This window comes from Bradyrhizobium sp. GCM10028915, from assembly GCF_042666195.1.
Lineage (GTDB): Bacteria > Pseudomonadota > Alphaproteobacteria > Rhizobiales > Xanthobacteraceae > Bradyrhizobium > Bradyrhizobium canariense_D.
Map to the genome: position 1 here is coordinate 50,765 of NZ_JBHTFN010000009.1, position 17,120 is coordinate 67,884.

Consider the following 17,120-nt stretch of genomic DNA (forward strand, 5'->3'; position numbering starts at 1 on the left):
CCCAGAAAGAAACTTGTAATGGCTATCCCCTTCTTCAAGGAAATGCGTATCGGCGGCTATTTGATCAAGCAGAAGCTGCTTGGCCGCAAGCGCTATCCGCTCGTGCTGATGCTGGAACCGCTGTTTCGTTGCAACCTCGCCTGCGTCGGCTGCGGCAAGATCGATTATCCGGATGCGATCCTCAACCGCCGCATGACGGCGCAGGAGTGCTGGGACGCGGCCGACGAGTGCGGTGCGCCTATGGTCGCCATTCCCGGCGGCGAGCCGCTGATCCACAAGGAGATCGGCGAGATCGTGCGCGGCCTCGTCGCGCGCAAGAAGTTCGTCTCGCTCTGCACCAACGCGCTGTTGCTCGAGAAGAAGCTCGATCTGTTCGAGCCCTCGCCCTACCTGTTCTTCTCCGTGCATCTCGACGGCCTGAAGGAGCACCACGACAAGGCCGTGTCGCAGAAGGGCGTGTTCGACCGCGCCGTCTCCGCGATCAAGGCGGCCAAGGCCCGCGGCTTCACCGTCAACGTCAACGCCACCATCTTCGACGGCCACCCGGCCGAAGAGATCGCCAAATTCCTCGACCTGACCGTCGAGCTCGGCGTCGGCGTCTCGATGTCGCCGGGCTACGCCTATGAGCGCGCGCCGGACCAGGAGCACTTCCTCAACCGCACCAAGACCAAGAAGCTGTTCCGCGACGTCTTTGCGATGGGCAAGGGCAAGAAGTGGAATTTCATGCATTCCGGCCTGTTCCTGGACTTCCTCGCCGGCAACCAGGAATACGAGTGCACGCCCTGGGGCATGCCCGCGCGCAACATCTTCGGCTGGCAGAAGCCCTGCTATTTGCTCGGTGAAGGCTATGCAAAAACCTTCAAGGAGCTGATGGACACCACCGACTGGGAGACCTACGGCACCGGCAAGTACGAGAAGTGCGCCGACTGTATGGCCCATTGCGGCTACGAGCCGACGGCGGCGACCGCCGCCATCAACAACCCGCTGAAGGCGATGTGGGTGTCGCTGCGCGGCATCAGGACCACGGGTCCGATGGCGCCGGAGATCGACATGTCCAAGCAGCGTCCTGCGCAGTACATCTTCTCCGCGGAAGTGCAGAAGCGCCTGTCGGAGATCCGCAAGGACGAGGCCGCCGCCGCACAGGAGAAGGCCGCACGGAAGGCGTCGACCGCCGCGTAAGCGCGCTAGTCCCACCAACAAGAAAAGGCCCGATCGCCAATGGCGACCGGGCCTTTTGTTTTTAGTGATCGCAGAACCCGCTCAGGCCGCCTCGGAGACCAGCGCCTCGCTGTCGACCAGTTCGGTGCCGATCAGGAAGTCGCGGCAGCCGCGCAGGCTGCGTAGCGCGCGGTTGAAGTCGAGGCCGGTCGAGACCAGTCCGTGCAGCGCAGTCGGGTTGCGCGCGATGCCGCGCAGCACGGCCAGCACGTCGATCTGGCCATTCGGCTTGATGGCGGCGCGGGCGAGCGCCGGCAGCGCGCGATGGGCGGGATCGCTGATGACGCGGACCGCGGCGAACGGCAAGCCGGCCTCGGCGGCGTAGGCCGCCGCGATGTGGCTTTCCATGTCGACGGCGGCCGCTCCCGTCTCCGAATGCAGCGCCGCCTTGCAGGAGCGCCCCGTGACCACTTCGTCGGCACCCGCGAGGCTGCCGCGCACAACGCGGCGGCGCCCCGACGTCAGGCGGTCGATGAGGTCGTCGCCGAGCGAGAGGCCAGCGGCCCAGCGGGTATCGCCCGCGAGCACCTCGGTCGCCAGCACGACGTCGCCGGAGCGCAGCGTCGGGTCGAGCCCGCCGGCCACGCCGAAGGAGATCACACCGCGAATCGTCTCGGGATCCAGCACCGTCAACAGCGCCCGCAACTGGGTGGGGCTGCTCGACGAACAGATGACCGCCATGCCAGGCCCGGCCGCGATGCGGGCCTCCTGAACCAGTCCAGTCACGATCAATATCGGCCGCGGATCAACGGTTTGACCCGCGGTAAGATAGTCCCCCGTCCCCAAAGTCACATTCCGACCCCTACCACCCTGCTGTTGGTGTTCCGCAAGTTCCGATACCGCGCCAACGCCCACAGCGGGAAGAACTTCGGATAACCATGGTACCGTAGATAGAATACACGGGGAAAGCCCGTGGCGGTGTACCGCTGTTCGTCCCACAGTCCTTTTTCGTTCTGTGTTGCAATCAGGTACTCCACCCCGCGGGCGACGGCCGGGTGATCAACCTCGCCAGCAGCCATCAAGGCAAGCAAGGCCCATGCCGTTTGCGAGGCGGTCGAGGGGGCGGCCTCCCAGCCCCGGTAGTCCAACCGGTAGCTGACGGCATCCTCGCCCCAGCCGCCGTCCTGGTTCTGGATCGAGGCCAGCCAGCCGGCGGCTTTCCGGATCATGGGATCGTCATGGCGGACGCCGGCCATGTTGAGGGCGCACAGCACCGACCAGGTTCCGTAGATGAAGTTCATGCCCCAGCGGCCGTACCAGGACCCTTCGGAGTGCTGGGTCTTGCGCAGGTAGGCGATCCCGTCCGCGACATGCTTGCTGGTCTCCGCGGTCTCGCCGAGCTGGGCCAGCATCGAGACGCAGCGCGCGGTGACGTCCTCGGTCGGCGGATCGAGCAGTGCGCCATGGTCCGAGAACGGGATGTTGTTCAGGTAATATTCGAGATTGTTGACGTCGAAGGCGGCCCAGCCGCCGTCGTTGCTCTGCATGCCCTCGATCCACTCCCGGGCACGGTCGATCGCGGCGTCATAGCCGGCCGCACCGTGCTCCCGGCGCATCCGGTCCATCGACATCACGACCACCGCGGTGTCGTCGAGATCGGGATAATGGGCATTGTTGTACTGGAAGGCCCAGCCGCCCGGGCGTACGTCGGGCCGCTTCACCGCCCAGTCGCCCTTCACCTCGAGCTCCTGCTTCGGGATCAGCCAGTCGAGACCCTGCTTGGCGGCCGGCACCGCCTTGTCGCCGCCGGCTTCGAGCAGCGCGTGGGCGGTCAGCGTCGTGTCCCACACCGGCGAGACGCAGGGCTGGCAATAGGCTTCGTCGTCCTTGATCACGAGCAGCTTGTCGATGCCCCGGCGCGTGATCGCACGCGGCGGATAGGTCTCGTCCTTGCCGAGCGCGTCGTACATCATGACGATGTTGGCCATCGGCGGATAGATCGCGCCCATGCCGTCCTCGCCGTTCAGCCGCTCCTCGGTGAAGGCGAGCGCCGCGTCGATGGCGCGTTTGCGCAGGCTCTTGGGAAACATCGGCTCGACCACGCGCAAAATGCCGTCGAGCGCGCGGAACAGCACGAACCAGGCCATGCTCTGGTGCGGCGCCTTGGCGGTCATGCCGATCGAGCGCGGATCCTGCAGGAACAGCTCGTCGATGCCGACGCCCTTGGGATTCTTCGCCCGTGGCTTCAGCGCGGCGATGACCATCAGCGGCACCATGGTGGTGCGCGCCCAGTAGGAGATCTTGTTGATGTGGAACGGCGACCAGAACGGCAGCAGCACGATCTCGATCGGCAGCACCGGTACCGCGCGCCAGGTCACGACGCCAAACATCGCAAGCATGAAGCGCGTGAAGACATTGCTGTGAATGGCGCCGCCGCGGGAATGGATCGCCTCGCGCGCACGCACCATGTGCGGCGCGTCGATGGAATCCCCGATCATCTTCAGCGCGAAATACGCCTTGACGCTGGCGCTCATGTCGAACTCGCCGTCATGCACCAGCGGCCAGCCGCCATGGGCGCCCTGCACGCGGCGAAGATAATTGGCGATCTTGGCTTCGAGCACGGCATCGACCGGCTCGGCGAGATAATGGCGCAGCAGGACGTATTCGGCCGGAATCGTGCAATCTGCCTCGAGCTCGAACACCCAATGGCCGTCGGGTTGCTGGAAGCCGAGGACGCCTTCGGTGGCCGACGCAATGCTCGATTCCAAGTTCCTGAATTCTTGGGCTTCGCGGCTGGTCGCGTTCACGGAATCCATCTCGCTCGATTGCTCCGATAGTCGATTGAATGGGCCGAAATTGACTGGGACAAATGCCCGTCAGGGCCGCCTGTCACTATCCCTTGGCGGCCAGAACCAGATCGGCGGCGCGATCACCGGATCGGACCGATCCCTCGATGGTTGCAGGCAATCCCGTAGCAGTCCAATCGCCTGCAAGAAACAGGTTTTTCAGCGCAGTGACCGGCCCTGGACGCAGGGCATTCTGCGCCGGCGTCGCCGCAAATGTGGCACGGCGCTCGCGCACGATCTGCCAAGGGGGCAGCTCGCCGGAAACACCGCCCGCCTTGCAGACGTCGTTCCAGATCGCCTGCGCGAGTTCCTCGCGCGGCATGTCGACCAGACGGTCGCCGTTGCTGATGGTGACGGACAGCCGGTTCGGGAACGAAAACAGCCATTCCACGACGCCGCCGATCACGCCGAGGATCGGTGCCGATCCCGCCGGCGGCTCGACGCGGAAATGCGCATTCACGATGGCGCGGAATTCGGTCGGCGTCTTCAGGCCCGGCAGCAGGTTGGAGGCAGCGCGCGGCGGCACCGCCATCACGACGACGTCGCCTTCGCTGATCTGGATCACATCCTCGCCGCCGAAATTCAGCGCGCCGACCTTGCCGTCATGGGTCGCAAACGAGCGCAGCTCATGGCCGAGCTGAACGCTGTGCCCGCGCCCCTGCAGGAACGTCACGGCGGGCTCGATCAGTACCGCGCTGAGCCCGTCGCGCGCGATCAGGGGACGGCAGGCCTGCCCGCCGGCGAGCAGCGTTTCGCGCACGATCGCGCCGGCAAGCCCCGCCGAGCCTTCGGGTGGATCGACGTTGAGGGCCGCGAGCAGCAGAGGCTGCACCAGGCGCTGATAGAGAACGCCTTCGCACGGAATTGACTTGCCGACCAGCGTCTCTTCCGATGCCCAGATCAGCGGCGCCAGCTTCAGATAATCGGTCAGCCCAGTGTCGGGGACGCGGCGGCTCTCGTCGAGCACCCAGGTCGGGAGCCGGCCGTCGCCGAGGTCGATCTGCCAGCGCTGCCCGGTCTTGAGATCGACGAAGGGAAACTGCGCGCGCTCCGGACCGACGAGGCCCGCCTCGGTCCCGATCGAACGCGCATAGGCGCGCGCATGGCTATTGCCGGACAGCAGCAGATGGTTGCCGTTGTCGATGGTGAGATTGGTGGCGCCGTCGAAATAGGAACGGCAACGGCCGCCGGCCTGCTGCGTCGCTTCGTGCACGGCGACCTTGAAGCCGGCATTGGCAAGTCGCACGGCGACGGAGAGGCCGGAGATTCCAGCGCCAATGATGTGAGCTGTTTTTTGCATCAGATGAGAGCGTATCGGAGCAGGATGGCGATACGTGTGATCTTCGACACACGCACCGGCTCGCGCGGCGCGTTGAACCCGCGCGCGATCAGGAGATCCAGAATGGCATGATAGTATTTCGACATCATCCGCGGCGCGCGCACCGCGCGGCGCCGGTTGCGGTTCATGATCTCGTCCGACTTCTCGAAATACACTTTTGCGCGCTGCGCCAGTGGCAGGCAGACCTTCGGCAGCGCGCGCTCGACGATCACGCGGTCCGGATCGTTGGAGGTGATGCCGGCATGCAGCAGCGCTTCGCGCGGCAGATAGAGCCGGCCGAGGCCCGCGTCCTCGTCGATGTCGCGCAGGATGTTGGTGAGCTGGAGCGCGCGGCCGAGATGATGGGCGAGCTCGATGCCGTCTTCTTCTGGCAAGCCGAAGACCCGGACCGACAGCCGCCCTACGGCGCTCGCGACGCGATCGCAGTAGAGATCCAGCGTCGCCATGTCGGGCGCGCGGATGTCCTGCGGCACGTCCATCTCCATGCCGTCGACGATGGCGAGGAAATCCTCGCGCTTGAGGCCGAAGGTCTTCACCGAGGTGACGTAGTCCTTCAGCCGCGGCGGCGGATTGCCCTGGTAGAGCGCATCGATGTCGTTGCGCCACGCCTGAAGGGCGGCGAGCCGTTCGTCGCGCGGGCCATCGGAATCGGCGATGTCGTCGACCTGGCGGCAGAAGCTGTAGATCTGGAACATCGCTTCACGCTGGTCGTGCGGCAGGATGCGCATCGCGGCGTAGAACGAACTGCCGGATGCGGTCGAGCCATAATTGGCGCCGGGCGAGGTCGCCTCAAGCGTCATGTGCAGTCCCCGGTCTGGAAATGGCCTTGCGTCCGACCGTGCGGCGGCCGACTTCGCCGATCATGCCGGCGAGGCTGAAGGTGAGGAGCTCGAGCTTGTTCAGGTGCACGCGCTCGCGCAGGGGATCACGCACCTTCAACAGGCGCACGATGCGGTCGGCATAGGCCTGGATCACCGAGACCTCGACGCCGAGGCGGAAATCCCGGATCTCCGCAGCTAGCGACCTGCCCTCGGCGAGCAGCGCTTCGTTGCGGACGGCGAGAGCCTGAAGGCAGGCCAGCATCGCCGGTGGCGACTGCGCCAGTCCGAGCTGCTCGACCGAGGCGCCACTCGCGGCCAGCGCATCGCGCGGCAGATAGACGCGGTTGAGCTCGCGGAAATCCTTGCCGCAATCCTGGAGGTGGTTGTTGATCTGCAGCGCTGCGCAGAGCGCATCTGACGCGGCCCAGGTCGAGGTGCTCTCACCATGGACGTCGAGCATGAAGCGGCCGACCGGCATCGCCGAGTAGCGGCAATAATGGATGACCTCGTCCCAATTCTCGTAGCGCAACTTGGTCACGTCCATACGGAACGCGATGAGCACGTCGAGCGCGTGGCGCGACGCCATGCCGCGTTCGGCCAGTGCGTGCCGCAGGCTGACGGCCTCGGCCTGGGTGTCGCCTTTGCCGAGCAATTCCGCCTCGAGCAGGTCGAGATAAGCGAGCTTCTCGTCCGGCGGCAGCGTGGCGTGGTCGGCGATGTCGTCGGCGGTGCGGACGAAATTGTAATACGCCAGGATCAGCGCGCGATGACGCGGATGAATGATCCAGGACGCGACGGGAAAATTCTCGTCGCGCTCACCCTTGCCGGATCGCAATTCGCTCGCAGAGGTCATCGAGGGCTGGTCTACAATCGTTTGGACAGGAAGGGCTTTTTCGCTCGCGCGAGCCCGTGCGGGCGATGCCGCCGCGGCCCCCATATAGGGGAATACGGCCGCAAAACCAATCCTGTCTCTCGATGGCTGCCCTTTGCGGATCAGGTCCGAAAAGGCGGCCCCGGGGCCGCCTTTTGTGGGCCAGTGGCCGAGCTTACTGGTTGTGGTTCTTCAGGACCTGGTCGCAGGCCTGAGAGATCTTGGCCCGGTTCTCCTTGAGGCAGGCCAGGATGGTGAAATCACCCTGGTCGATGACCGGACGGCAGAGCTTCTGCACATCGCGCGAGCAGGCCTTCTGCTCGGCGTCCGTGCCGCGCCCTTGCTGGGCGAACGCTGCGGTCGAGAGGGAGGCCGACAGCAAGGTGAGAGCGACGAGAAGCTTACGCATTGTATTCCTTCATTCTGACGGCAGAATCGCACCAATCCCGGACAGCACAGGGCGACGACCGGAGCGGATTGTTCTGATGGCAAGTCGCCGCGGGAGGAGCGGCCTCGGAGAAGGCACAAGCACTGGCAAATGCGGCCAAATTGGCGCCACGTCCACCAAATCAGGGCTTCCCTGCGTCTTCTCTGGCAAATGTAAGAGACTGATACTACGTCATAATTCAGGTGCGCCGCGTTTTGCTGCGCACCTGTTGCAGAGCTGCATCTCTCGATACCGCCTCGGGACCAAGAAACATGCCGAAATACGACAAATCGAGAGGTGGAAGCATGGCGCAAGGCGTCGTGAACTGCCATCTCTGGCAGTCGGGCATTGAACCTGTCACTGGCTCGGAACACTAAACTTTCGATGTGGCGAGACGTTCTTTGTGAGAAGCGGACGTCGTTCTAAACGGGATATTTTGAGATGAAATTCTTTGGACGGACTGAACTGGCAATCAAGGCGGCCGGCATCGGCGCTGCGCTGCTCTTCTCGGTTTCGACAAGTCAGGCTCAGTCGTCCGGACCGTTTGCAGGTTTCGAGGGCGCATGGACCGGGACGGGTACGGTGTCGCTGTCCGACGGCTCGACCGAGCGCATCCGCTGCAAGGCGGACTACAAGGTTGCCGGCACCGGTCTCAGTCTCAAGCAGGCGTTGCACTGCGCCTCCGACAGCTACAAGTTCGACCTCACCAGCGATGTGACCAGCCAAGGCGAGCGCATCTCCGGCAATTGGAGCGAGACCAACCGCAACATCTTCGGCAATCTCCAAGGCACTGCCGGTGGCGGCCAGATCGAGGTGTTCGTCGAGGCCAACGGCTTTGCCGCCAATTTGTCGCTGCGCACCAACGGCACCAAGCAGACGGTGCAGATCTCATCCAAGGGCGAGATTCGCGGCGTCAACATCACGATGACGAAGGGCTGACAGCTCTTTCCGCTTCGAAAGCGACAAGCCCCGGTTCTCGCGAACCGGGGCTTGTTGTTTTTCGGAGGCGCGGCGCAATCGTCCGGACCGCGCCGATTCCGTGTCCGATGGATGCAGCCGCTCAGATCGCCGGCTTGTCGGTGCCCTGAAGCTTGGCGTGCAGATTGATCAACCACATCGCCGTCGGCCGCAGGATGAAGAGGTCGGCGACGAGCGCCATCACCATCGAGAAGGCGCTGAGCCAGCCGAACAGCCGTAGCGACGGCAGATCGGAGAACACCGTGACGACGAGACCGCAGGCCAGCACCAACGTGGTCAGGATCAAGGCCGGGCCGACCAGCACGGTCGCGCGCTCCACTGCGAGCGCCGAGCCGACGCCCGGCTTGCTCTCGAGCCTGAGGCGGTTGAGGAAGTGGATGGTGGCGCTTAAGCCCAGGCCGAACGAAACGGTCAGAGCTACGACACTGGCAAATTGCAGTCCCTCGTCCATCGCCCACAGCACTGTTCCCGACATCACGACGGGGAAGATGCCCGGCAGGATGCAGGCGAACATCACGACCCAGGAACGGAAGGCAAGGCCGATGAAAATCGCGACCAGCGCGAATTCGACGGTGAGCCCGCGGTTGAGCTTCTCGATCATGCCGGCCGAATTGCGCGCGGCAATCGCGGCAAGACCCGTGACCGCCACTTCATAGCCGGGATGCTTCTTGCGGACGGCGTCGAGCTCGGTATCGAGCTTGTCGACGATCGGCAGGAGCTGGCTGGAATCCTTGTCCGGCACGCGACCTGCGACCACGACCGCGTCCTGCTCGGCATCGATGAACCGGCGCACCAGATGCTCCGGAATGACGCTGACATATTCCTTCAGGGTCGCGACGTCGGCGCTGCCGGCCTTGTCCGCGAGCCAGCGGCGCAGGGTCTCGACCGACCAGACATTGCCGACACCGGCGGCCTTCTCCACCGTCGCGTGCACGTCCGCGATGGTCTGCAGCGTCTCCGGCGAATAGAGCGATTCACCCTTGGGGAACTGGATCAGAACGTTGACCGGGTTGGCGCCGGTGAGCTTGGCGTCGAGCCGGTCGCTGGCCGCGACCGCTTGGCGCTTGTCCGGCACCTGGTCGGCGAGCCGGTAGCGCGGCTCCAGATTTGCGTAGATGACGCCGAGGCCCGCCACGAACACCACCGCGATCAGGCTGAACAGGCCGGGACGGCCCACCATGCGCACCGCGATCCAGTAGCAGAAATTACGCAGCGCTTGTACGCCGGCATCCGCGCTCTGGAACTTGGTCGCAAAGACCTTCTCGTTGCGCACGAGCAGCACGCCGAACACCGGCACGAGCGACAACACCGCAACCAGCGCGATGATGGTGGCGGCGAGACCCGCCTCGCCGAACTTGCGGATCAGATCGGAGTCGGAGAACTGGAGCGCGATGAAGGAAATGCCTGCGGTGCCGTGCGTCAGCACGCAGGCCGGTCCCACCACCAGCACCGCGTTCTTGAATGCGGTGAACTTGTCCTGGCCCGCGATCAGCCGGTCGCGCGCGGCGAAGGTGAGCTGCATCGAGTCCGAGAAGCTGATGACCATGATGAGCGGCGTCATCACGTTCAGGAACATGTTGAGATTGAAATTGGCCCAGCCGAGCGCGCCGAGCGCCAGCAGGATCGCGATCATCGGCGGGAACGCCGCCGCCACCATGAACGAGATTTTGCGGAAGAAGATGATGGCGATGACACAGCCGGCGAGAATGCCGAGGATGTTGTAGGTGAGCCCGTCGCGCTCGACCGCGTTGCGGATCTCGAGCTGCATCACCGGCACGCCGGAAAGCTGCACGTTGAGCCCGGTGTCACTGAGGTCTTCCTTTATCAGCGCGCGGATGTCGGCGACGGTCTTGGTCAGCTTGTTGGAGGCGACCACCTCCGGATCGAGCGACAGCACGATCAGCGCCAGCGTGCCGTCCTCGGACAACAGCTTGCCGCGGATGATCTCGTTGGCTTTGACGCCCTCGATGAACTTGTCATAGGCCTCGCCCTCGGGCAGCTCGGGCGGGAACAGTGCGGCGGGAAGCTTGCCCGGAGCGGGCGCCTGACGCGCGGAGAACAGCGAGACCAGTCCGCGCGTACCCTCGACCAGCTGCATGTCGGTGACGAAGTCGCGCAGCTTCTCGAGGTTGTTCCGGGCCAGCAGGGTCTTGCCCTCGACTACGACGAGGACATCGAATTCCTCGGCCGGGAACTTCTTGGTCACCGCTTCGTACTGGCGGAATTCCGGCGTGTTGGACCGGAACAGCTGCGACAGCGAATCGTCGATCTTGATCCGGTGGATGCCAAACACGGCGCCGACGATCAGCACGAGCAGGACGACGCAGGAGACGATGGGCGCCCGGACTGCGATCAGCCCGATGCGCTCCAGCCCGAAGGCGATCGAGGACGCAGGTCCCTGCTCGACCTTGTCGACATGAACCTCACTCTCGCTGTGCTTTTCGAGCATGCCTTGTCCAGTTCCTAAATCGGCTCGGGTCTGTGAGCTTGTCGCGCCCCGCGAACGGCTTGAAAATGCCATACCAATGGGAGGCTTGCCCTTTGAAAATGCGCAGAAAATCGCTGCGAGGGGTTTAGCAGGTCAATCGCCCTTCTCGCAAGCAGGCGGAGTGTGGCCGAATCGATCAAGATGTGGCGATTTTGCCTTAATGCCCTTCATCCGGGCAAAGCCGTGCCAATTCGACGCGGCGCCCGGTCTGCGCTCTCGTCCTTCAGCGCCACACCGCTCACTTCCCGCGCGAGCCCCTCGCGGACCAGCCAGGCGATCTTGAAGGCAGCCTCGTCATAGCTCAACCCGGCCTTGTGGATGTTCGACACGCAATTGCGCTCGGCATCGGTACGGCCCGGCTTCGGGGCGAACGTCAGATAGGCGCCGAGACTGTCGGGCGCCGACAGGCCCGGCCGCTCGCCGATCAGCATCACGACCATGCGCGCGCCGAGAATGGCGCCGATCTCGTCGCCGAGCGCGACGCGCGCGCCTGAGGCGACGACGACATGGCCGATCGCGACACCATCGTCGGCCGCGAGCAACGGCAGCAGGCGCATCACCAGCGCGGCCGCATGGGCGTGGACCGCCGCCGCCGACAGGCCGTCGCCAATCACGAGTGCGAGTTGGCACGGCTCCGAGGCGCTCCGCGCCAAGGACTCGGCTGATCCGGCATCGAGCCGTCTGCCCAGATCGGGCCGCCGCAGATAGTCCCCGCGGTCGACCGCCCGGCTGTTCGCCTCGGTGACGACGAGGCCAAGCGCGCAGAGATCCGCGACCAGCCGCGGCGCATCGAACACGGCGTGTACGGCATCGCGGGCGCGGGCGTGGTCCAGTGTGAAATCGAGCAGTGCCCGCGTCGGCAGGCTCGCGCCGCTGCGCCCCAGCGCCACGCGCGCGGGCGTGAGCGAACGCAGATCGAGGGTCGGACGACGCGGGATGGCCGGATCAGACATGTCGCATCATTCGGCGGGGACGGAGGCCTCGCGTAGCCGGATCGAATAGTTCGAGGCGTTTTGCTGGCCGGTCGAGGCCGCCCGCGCAAAAGTGATGAGATGGTGCGCGATCAGGGTGCAGCCGATCAGCCCTTCGAGATCACCGCGCTTGATGCGGCCCAGCGCGAACTTCCAGAACACGCGCTTGTAGTCGCCGAGCACGCCGACCTTCCAGAAGATGTTTCGCAGCATGACGAGGCCGCGCCTGATGTTGGTCCAGGTCTTCATCTCGTCCGGCGTTGGCATCTTGAGGCGGTGCACGTAAACGTGGTCGCATTGATACTGGAAGCGCCCGTAGACCTTCTCGGGCTCGTAGGCGACGGCCATGGCGTGCTTCCAGGACGCAACGACGTCGTCGTAGGGCAACAGGAAGTCAACATTGGAATCGCGCCCGTCGTCCTCGACCAGGCGCCCCTCGCGCTCCAGACGGTCCCACAGCGGCGTCTTCGGCAGCGCCTGAAGCAGGTTGATCGTGAGCAGCGGAATTCGGGACTCCTCGACAAAGGCGAGCAGCGCCTCCGAAGTGTTCGGCTTGTCGGTGTCGAGCCCCATGATGATGCCGGACACGACCTCCATGCCGTAGGAGTTGATGGTTTGCACGCCCTCGAGGATCGGGACCATCATGTTGTGGTCCTTGTGCATCGCCTTCAGCGCATCGGGGTCGGGCGTCTCGATGCCGCAGAAGATGGTGACGAAATAGGCCTCGCGCATCTTCTCGAGGATTTCCGGCCGCTTGGCGATGTTGAGCGTCGCCTCGCAGGCGAGCCGCACCATGTAGCCGGTCCTCTTCTGCCATTCGATCAGATGCGGCAGGAGGTCGAGCGCCGCCTTGCGGTTGCCGATGAAATTGTCGTCGACGAAATAGACCGTGTCGGTCATGCCGCATTCCCGCAGGCGGTCGAGTTCGGCGATGATCTGCTCCGGCGACTTGAGGCGCGGGTTGCGGCCATAGAGGCCGGGGATGTCGCAGAACTCGCACTGATACGGACAGCCGCTGGAATACTGGATGCTGCCGAGGAAGTATTTCTTCACGTCGGCGAGCTCGTAGGCCGGGATCGGAAACTCCGTCATCGGCACGCGGTCCTTGGTGGTCAGCACCACCTGCGCTTCCGGACGGGAGGTATCGCGCGACAAGATCTCGAGCAGCTGATTGGTGGCATCGCCGAGCTCGCCGACATGGAGATAGTCGAACGACGGATAATAGTCCGGACAGGCGCTGACGGAGGGACCGCCGAGCGCGACTGGCAGATCGAACTCGTGGGCGCGGCGGCAGATATCGTTCATCTGCTGGCGCTGGATGTGCATGCCGCTGACGAAGACCGCCTCGGCCCATTCGAACTCTTCTCTGGTCGTACGGCGAAGGTTCTCGTCGACGAATTTGACCTGCCATTCCCTGGGCAGATAGGCCGCGAGCAGCAAAAGTCCCTGCGGCGGCATGAAGGCGCGGACGCCATCGGTCAGGGGGTAGGAATGCTCGAACGTCCCGAACGAGGATGTGTATCGCGGAAACACGCAGAGAATCCGCCGGGACGTCCCGTTACTTTCAGCTCGCATCAAAGCTCCCCCGCCACGCTCGACTTAGCTGCGGAAATTGCCAGACAGCTACATAGCGTAATGCTGCCGCCGGAATTTCTCAATATTGTGGCAGAGCTTAATTCCCTTGGGCACCAATGGTTTCCTCGGGCCACCGGGTGCTTCCGCCACGTCACGCGATCAACCGTGAGGCAAAATCGGGCAGCAGGCCTGCATCGCCGGCAAGACGGAAGTCAGCGCCCGCAATGCCCGACTGCGCCAGCCAGTCGTCGAATTCCGGCGCACGACGCAATCCGAAGACGTCGCGGACATAGAGCGCGTCGTGAAAAGACGTGGATTGATAGTTCAGCATGACGTCATCGGCGCCGGGGACACCCATGATGAAGGTGACGCCGGCCGCCGCAAGCAGCGTCAGCAGATTGTCCATGTCGTCCTGGTCCGCCTCGGCGTGGTTGGTGTAGCAGATGTCGATCCCAAGCGGCAGGCCGAGCAGCTTGCCGCAAAAGTGATCCTCCAGCCCCGCCCGGATGATTTCCTTGCCGTCGTAGAGATATTCCGGGCCGATGAAGCCGACCACGCTGTTGACCAGGAGGGGCGCAAAGGCGCGGGCCACCGCATAGGCGCGGGCCTCGCAGGTCTGCTGGTCGACGCCGTGATGGGCATTGGCCGATAGCGCCGAGCCCTGCCCGGTCTCGAAATACATCACGTTCTGCCCGACCGTGCCGCGCTTCTGCGACAGCCCGGCCTCTTGGGCCTCCTTGAGGAGCGCGAGGTTGACGCCGAAACTGCGGTTGGCGGCCTCGGTGCCGGCGACCGACTGGAACACGAGGTCGACCGGCGCCCCCTGCCCGATCAGCGACAATGTCGTGGTGACATGGGTCAGCACGCATCCTTGGGTCGGGATCTTGAGCCGCGCGATGACCTCGTCGAGCAGCCGCAGCAATTGGCCGATCACGGCCGGGTCGTCGCTCGCCGGGTTGATGCCGATGCAGGCATCGCCGGCGCCGAGCAGGATGCCGTCGAGGATGGAGGCGGTGATGCCCCTGGCGTCGTCGAAGGGATGGTTGGGCTGGAGCCGGGTGCTCATCCGGCCCTTCAGGCCGATGGTGTTGCGGAAAGCGGTGGTGACCTCGCATTTCCGCGCCGCCAGGATCAAATCCTGGTTGCGCATCAGCTTCGAGACCGCGGCGGCCATCTCCGGAGTGATGCCGCCGGCCAGCTTGCGCAAGATTTCGGGCGTCGCGGCGTCCGATAGCAGCCAGTCGCGAAAGGCGCCGACCGTCAGCGAAGCCACCGGCGCGAACGCCTTGGCGTCGTGGCTGTCGATAACGAGGCGGGTGACCTCGTCGGTCTCATAGGGGATGACGGCTTCCTGTAAGAACTGCCCGAGAGGGACGTCGGCCAGCACCATCCGCGCCGCGATCATCTGTTCGGCACTGGCGGCGGCGATCCCGGCCAGCCGGTCGCCGGAGCGCGGCGGCGTCGCCTTGGCGAGCAGATCGCGCAGATCAGGGAATGCGTACGTCGTGGCGTCGATGGTGTGGCGGTAGACCAAGGGTCTCTCCGGGGTTCGTCGGCCAAAGGCCGACTCCAGGGCAATCCCAAGACTATACCTTCAGATCAAGACGCTGAAATATCGACCTTTCTTTCGACCGAGGGCGAAGGAGGCCAAACCCGGCGTTAACGCTGCGTCCATCTTCATTCTGCATAGTTTTGCATCGATTTGTTACGACCGCGCTCTCCGGCCGCTCCCGGCCATTCGGGCCCCTGAAACCATGAAAACCGACCAATCTGGGAATGCCGCCGGCCTCGCCGGCCGCTTCACGCTTGCCAACAAGCTCTACGCGATCTTCGCGCTGTTCGCGCTGCTCACGGCCGCGATCGCGATGCTGTCCGACTACAACAGCCGCCGCGGTGCCGAGCTGACCACCGCGATCGAGACCGCGAACGCCGCCGCGCTGAACGTTGAGCGGGTCAACTCGCTGGTCTATGCGGTCGTGATGGAATCGCGCGGCGTCTACATGTCGACCGAACCGGCCGTGGTGAAGAAATACGGCGAGGGCCTGCTCAAGTTCAACGCCCAGATCCTCGACGTCGTGAAGCGCTGGGAGACCATCGTCAAGGCTGACGATGCCGAGCAGTTCGCCACCTTCAAGAAGCGCATCGAGCAGTTCGTCGAGTTTCGCAAGGAGCTGGTGCGCCGCGGCGTCGAGATCAATGCGGCCGCGGGCCGCGAATGGGGCGACAACGACGCCAACCGCGCCGTGCGCTCGGCGCTGAACAAGGATCTCGAGGCGCTGTCCAAAGTCTATTCCGAGCGCGCGAGGCAAATCGCGCACGAGACCGAGACCAATCGCATCCTGTCCTTCGTCCTGACCTGCCTCGCCGGCGTGGCGCTCGCCCTCGTCGTGATCGGCATCGTCATCATCGCCCGCTCGATCGCACGCCCGCTCTCCGCCATCACCGCGACCATCAAGCAGGTCGCTGACGGCGCCGAGAACGTCGTGGTGCCCCACTCTGACCGCGCCGACGAGATCGGCGCACTGGCGCGCGCGATCCAGATCTTCCAGGACGCGATGGGGCGCAACCGCAACCTCGCCTCGCAGGTCTCGCAGGACTCCGCCGCGCGCGAGGAGCGCGCCCGCCACATCGAGCAATCCGTCGACGCGTTTCGCGAGGCGATCGGCGCGATCATGCGCGGCCTCAGCGACAACGCCTCCGTCATGCGCGAGACGGCGCAGACCATCACCCGCGTCACCGCGGACGCGAGCAGTCGCGCCGGCACGGCGGCGAACGCCACCGAACAGGCATCGCACAACGTCACGGCGGTGGCAGGCGCGGCCGAGGAGCTGTCTGCGTCGGTGGTGGAGATCGGCCGGCAGGTGCGGCAATCCGCCAGCGCGGTCGAGCAGACCGGGCAGCGCACCGAGAAATCGATTGCCGAGATCGAGAGCCTGGCGGCCGCCACGCAACGCATCGACGGCGTGCTCAGCCTGATCCAGGCGATCGCCGAGCAGACCAATCTGCTCGCGCTCAATGCCACCATCGAAGCGGCGCGCGCGGGCGATGCTGGCCGCGGCTTTGCCGTCGTCGCACACGAAGTGAAGGCGCTCGCGGGGCAGACCGCGAAAGCGACCGCCGACATCAGCGAAAACGTCTCGATGATCCAGTCCTCCACCCGCAACGCGGTCGACGCCGTCCGCGAGATCGGCGGCGCGGTGCGCGAGATCAACGACGTCACCTCGGCGATCGCCGGCGCCATCGGCCAGCAGGACGCCGCCACGCGCGAGATCTCGTCCAACGCGCAATCGGCTGCCCAAGGCAACGAGACCCTCGTCGCCAACATCAGCTCGCTCCGCGACGCCATCGGCGAGACCGATACTGCGGCCTCCTCGGTGCTGAGGGCTGCGAGCAGCGTGACCGAGACGGCGGAGACGCTGTCGTGCGAGGTGGAGAAGTTCTTCCAGAACCTGCGCTCGGGCGCGGCGGACGGCCGCATCGCCAAGGCCGGGTAGCCGCACGTCCATCGCCAACAGAGCCGGCGGTGGGATCGCTCCATCAAAAACGCGAAAACAACCCCATGCACAGTAGCCGGGGACAGCGATTTCAATGGCTTGGCCACCGCCCCGATCCTCTGCGGATTTGACGAATCTACTTGCTCCGTCGG

Annotated in this window: 13 protein-coding genes; 3 read left to right on the plus strand and 10 right to left on the minus strand. The window is 64.8% G+C overall.

Annotated elements, in window-relative coordinates:
• Positions 1–18: 18 nt before the first annotated feature.
• A complete protein-coding gene (gene hpnH / locus ACFQX9_RS08015; RefSeq protein WP_007593619.1) occupies positions 19–1,179 on the plus strand; it encodes an adenosyl-hopene transferase HpnH in 1,161 nt (386 codons plus the stop codon).
• A gap of 81 nt (positions 1,180–1,260) precedes the next feature.
• Here hpnH and ACFQX9_RS08020 read toward each other — a convergent pair whose 3' ends face one another.
• The 6 genes from ACFQX9_RS08020 to ACFQX9_RS08045 all read right to left on the minus strand — a co-directional run bounded on the left by ACFQX9_RS08020 (position 1,261) and on the right by ACFQX9_RS08045 (position 7,444).
• Complete coding sequence (locus ACFQX9_RS08020; RefSeq protein ID WP_377787661.1) at positions 1,261–2,010, minus strand: phosphorylase; 750 nt, start codon at positions 2,008–2,010, stop codon at positions 1,261–1,263.
• Positions 2,007–3,974 carry a squalene--hopene cyclase gene (gene shc, locus ACFQX9_RS08025; protein WP_377787664.1) on the minus strand — a complete coding sequence of 656 codons (1,968 nt, stop codon included), beginning with the start codon at positions 3,972–3,974 and terminating at the stop codon, positions 2,007–2,009. Before shc ends, ACFQX9_RS08020 begins: the two co-directional genes overlap by 4 nt.
• 76 nt (positions 3,975–4,050) lie before the next feature.
• Positions 4,051–5,304, minus strand: coding sequence for a hydroxysqualene dehydroxylase HpnE (gene hpnE / locus ACFQX9_RS08030; RefSeq protein WP_085352235.1), 1,254 nt, complete (start codon positions 5,302–5,304; stop codon positions 4,051–4,053).
• A complete protein-coding gene (gene hpnD, locus ACFQX9_RS08035; protein ID WP_018456923.1) occupies positions 5,304–6,143 on the minus strand; it encodes a presqualene diphosphate synthase HpnD in 840 nt (279 codons plus the stop codon). The genes hpnE and hpnD overlap by 1 nt, the downstream gene beginning before the upstream one ends.
• Positions 6,133–7,017 (minus strand): squalene synthase HpnC, encoded by an 885-nt coding sequence (hpnC, locus tag ACFQX9_RS08040; RefSeq protein WP_018456924.1) that lies wholly within the window; start codon positions 7,015–7,017, stop codon positions 6,133–6,135. The genes hpnD and hpnC overlap by 11 nt, the downstream gene beginning before the upstream one ends.
• 193 nt (positions 7,018–7,210) lie before the next feature.
• Positions 7,211–7,444: a hypothetical protein gene (locus ACFQX9_RS08045; RefSeq protein WP_007593627.1), complete on the minus strand. Its 234-nt coding sequence runs from the start codon at positions 7,442–7,444 to the stop codon at positions 7,211–7,213.
• A gap of 459 nt (positions 7,445–7,903) precedes the next feature.
• Between ACFQX9_RS08045 and ACFQX9_RS08050 the strand changes: the two genes are divergently transcribed.
• On the plus strand, positions 7,904–8,401 hold the full coding sequence (locus tag ACFQX9_RS08050) for a hypothetical protein (RefSeq protein ID WP_018456925.1): 498 nt from the start codon (positions 7,904–7,906) through the stop codon (positions 8,399–8,401).
• A 121-nt stretch (positions 8,402–8,522) separates the two neighbouring features.
• Here the strand turns inward: ACFQX9_RS08050 and ACFQX9_RS08055 are convergent, their stop codons facing one another.
• From ACFQX9_RS08055 to ACFQX9_RS08070, 4 genes are all read right to left on the minus strand, one after another.
• Positions 8,523–10,889 (minus strand): RND family transporter, encoded by a 2,367-nt coding sequence (locus ACFQX9_RS08055; RefSeq protein WP_018456926.1) that lies wholly within the window; start codon positions 10,887–10,889, stop codon positions 8,523–8,525.
• 206 nt (positions 10,890–11,095) lie between these two features.
• Complete coding sequence (gene eutC, locus ACFQX9_RS08060) at positions 11,096–11,881, minus strand: ethanolamine ammonia-lyase subunit EutC (RefSeq protein ID WP_085362342.1); 786 nt, start codon at positions 11,879–11,881, stop codon at positions 11,096–11,098.
• Positions 11,882–11,887: 6 nt separating this feature from the next.
• The gene (locus ACFQX9_RS08065; RefSeq protein WP_247300200.1) at positions 11,888–13,474 is read right to left on the minus strand and encodes a B12-binding domain-containing radical SAM protein; all 1,587 of its coding nucleotides are present in this window, start codon (positions 13,472–13,474) and stop codon (positions 11,888–11,890) included.
• A gap of 151 nt (positions 13,475–13,625) precedes the next feature.
• Positions 13,626–15,008: an ethanolamine ammonia-lyase subunit EutB gene (locus ACFQX9_RS08070; protein WP_247300201.1), complete on the minus strand. Its 1,383-nt coding sequence runs from the start codon at positions 15,006–15,008 to the stop codon at positions 13,626–13,628.
• A 220-nt stretch (positions 15,009–15,228) separates the two neighbouring features.
• Between ACFQX9_RS08070 and ACFQX9_RS08075 the strand changes: the two genes are divergently transcribed.
• A complete protein-coding gene (locus ACFQX9_RS08075; RefSeq protein ID WP_247300202.1) occupies positions 15,229–16,968 on the plus strand; it encodes a methyl-accepting chemotaxis protein in 1,740 nt (579 codons plus the stop codon).
• Positions 16,969–17,120 lie beyond the last annotated feature (152 nt).

Excerpts from the sequence above, each read along its gene's own strand:
- hpnH (WP_007593619.1), top strand. The coding sequence starts at position 19 with ATGGCTATCCCCTTCTTCAAGGAAATGCGTATCGGCGGCTATTTGATC.
- shc (WP_377787664.1), bottom strand. The coding sequence starts at position 3,974 with ATGGATTCCGTGAACGCGACCAGCCGCGAAGCCCAAGAATTCAGGAAC.
- hpnE (WP_085352235.1), bottom strand. The coding sequence starts at position 5,304 with ATGCAAAAAACAGCTCACATCATTGGCGCTGGAATCTCCGGCCTCTCC.
- hpnD (WP_018456923.1), bottom strand. The coding sequence starts at position 6,143 with ATGACGCTTGAGGCGACCTCGCCCGGCGCCAATTATGGCTCGACCGCA.
- hpnC (WP_018456924.1), bottom strand. The coding sequence starts at position 7,017 with ATGACCTCTGCGAGCGAATTGCGATCCGGCAAGGGTGAGCGCGACGAG.
- ACFQX9_RS08045 (WP_007593627.1), bottom strand. The coding sequence starts at position 7,444 with ATGCGTAAGCTTCTCGTCGCTCTCACCTTGCTGTCGGCCTCCCTCTCG.
- ACFQX9_RS08050 (WP_018456925.1), top strand. The coding sequence starts at position 7,904 with ATGAAATTCTTTGGACGGACTGAACTGGCAATCAAGGCGGCCGGCATC.
- ACFQX9_RS08055 (WP_018456926.1), bottom strand. The coding sequence starts at position 10,889 with ATGCTCGAAAAGCACAGCGAGAGTGAGGTTCATGTCGACAAGGTCGAG.
- eutC (WP_085362342.1), bottom strand. The coding sequence starts at position 11,881 with ATGTCTGATCCGGCCATCCCGCGTCGTCCGACCCTCGATCTGCGTTCG.
- ACFQX9_RS08065 (WP_247300200.1), bottom strand. The coding sequence starts at position 13,474 with ATGCGAGCTGAAAGTAACGGGACGTCCCGGCGGATTCTCTGCGTGTTT.
- ACFQX9_RS08075 (WP_247300202.1), top strand. The coding sequence starts at position 15,229 with ATGAAAACCGACCAATCTGGGAATGCCGCCGGCCTCGCCGGCCGCTTC.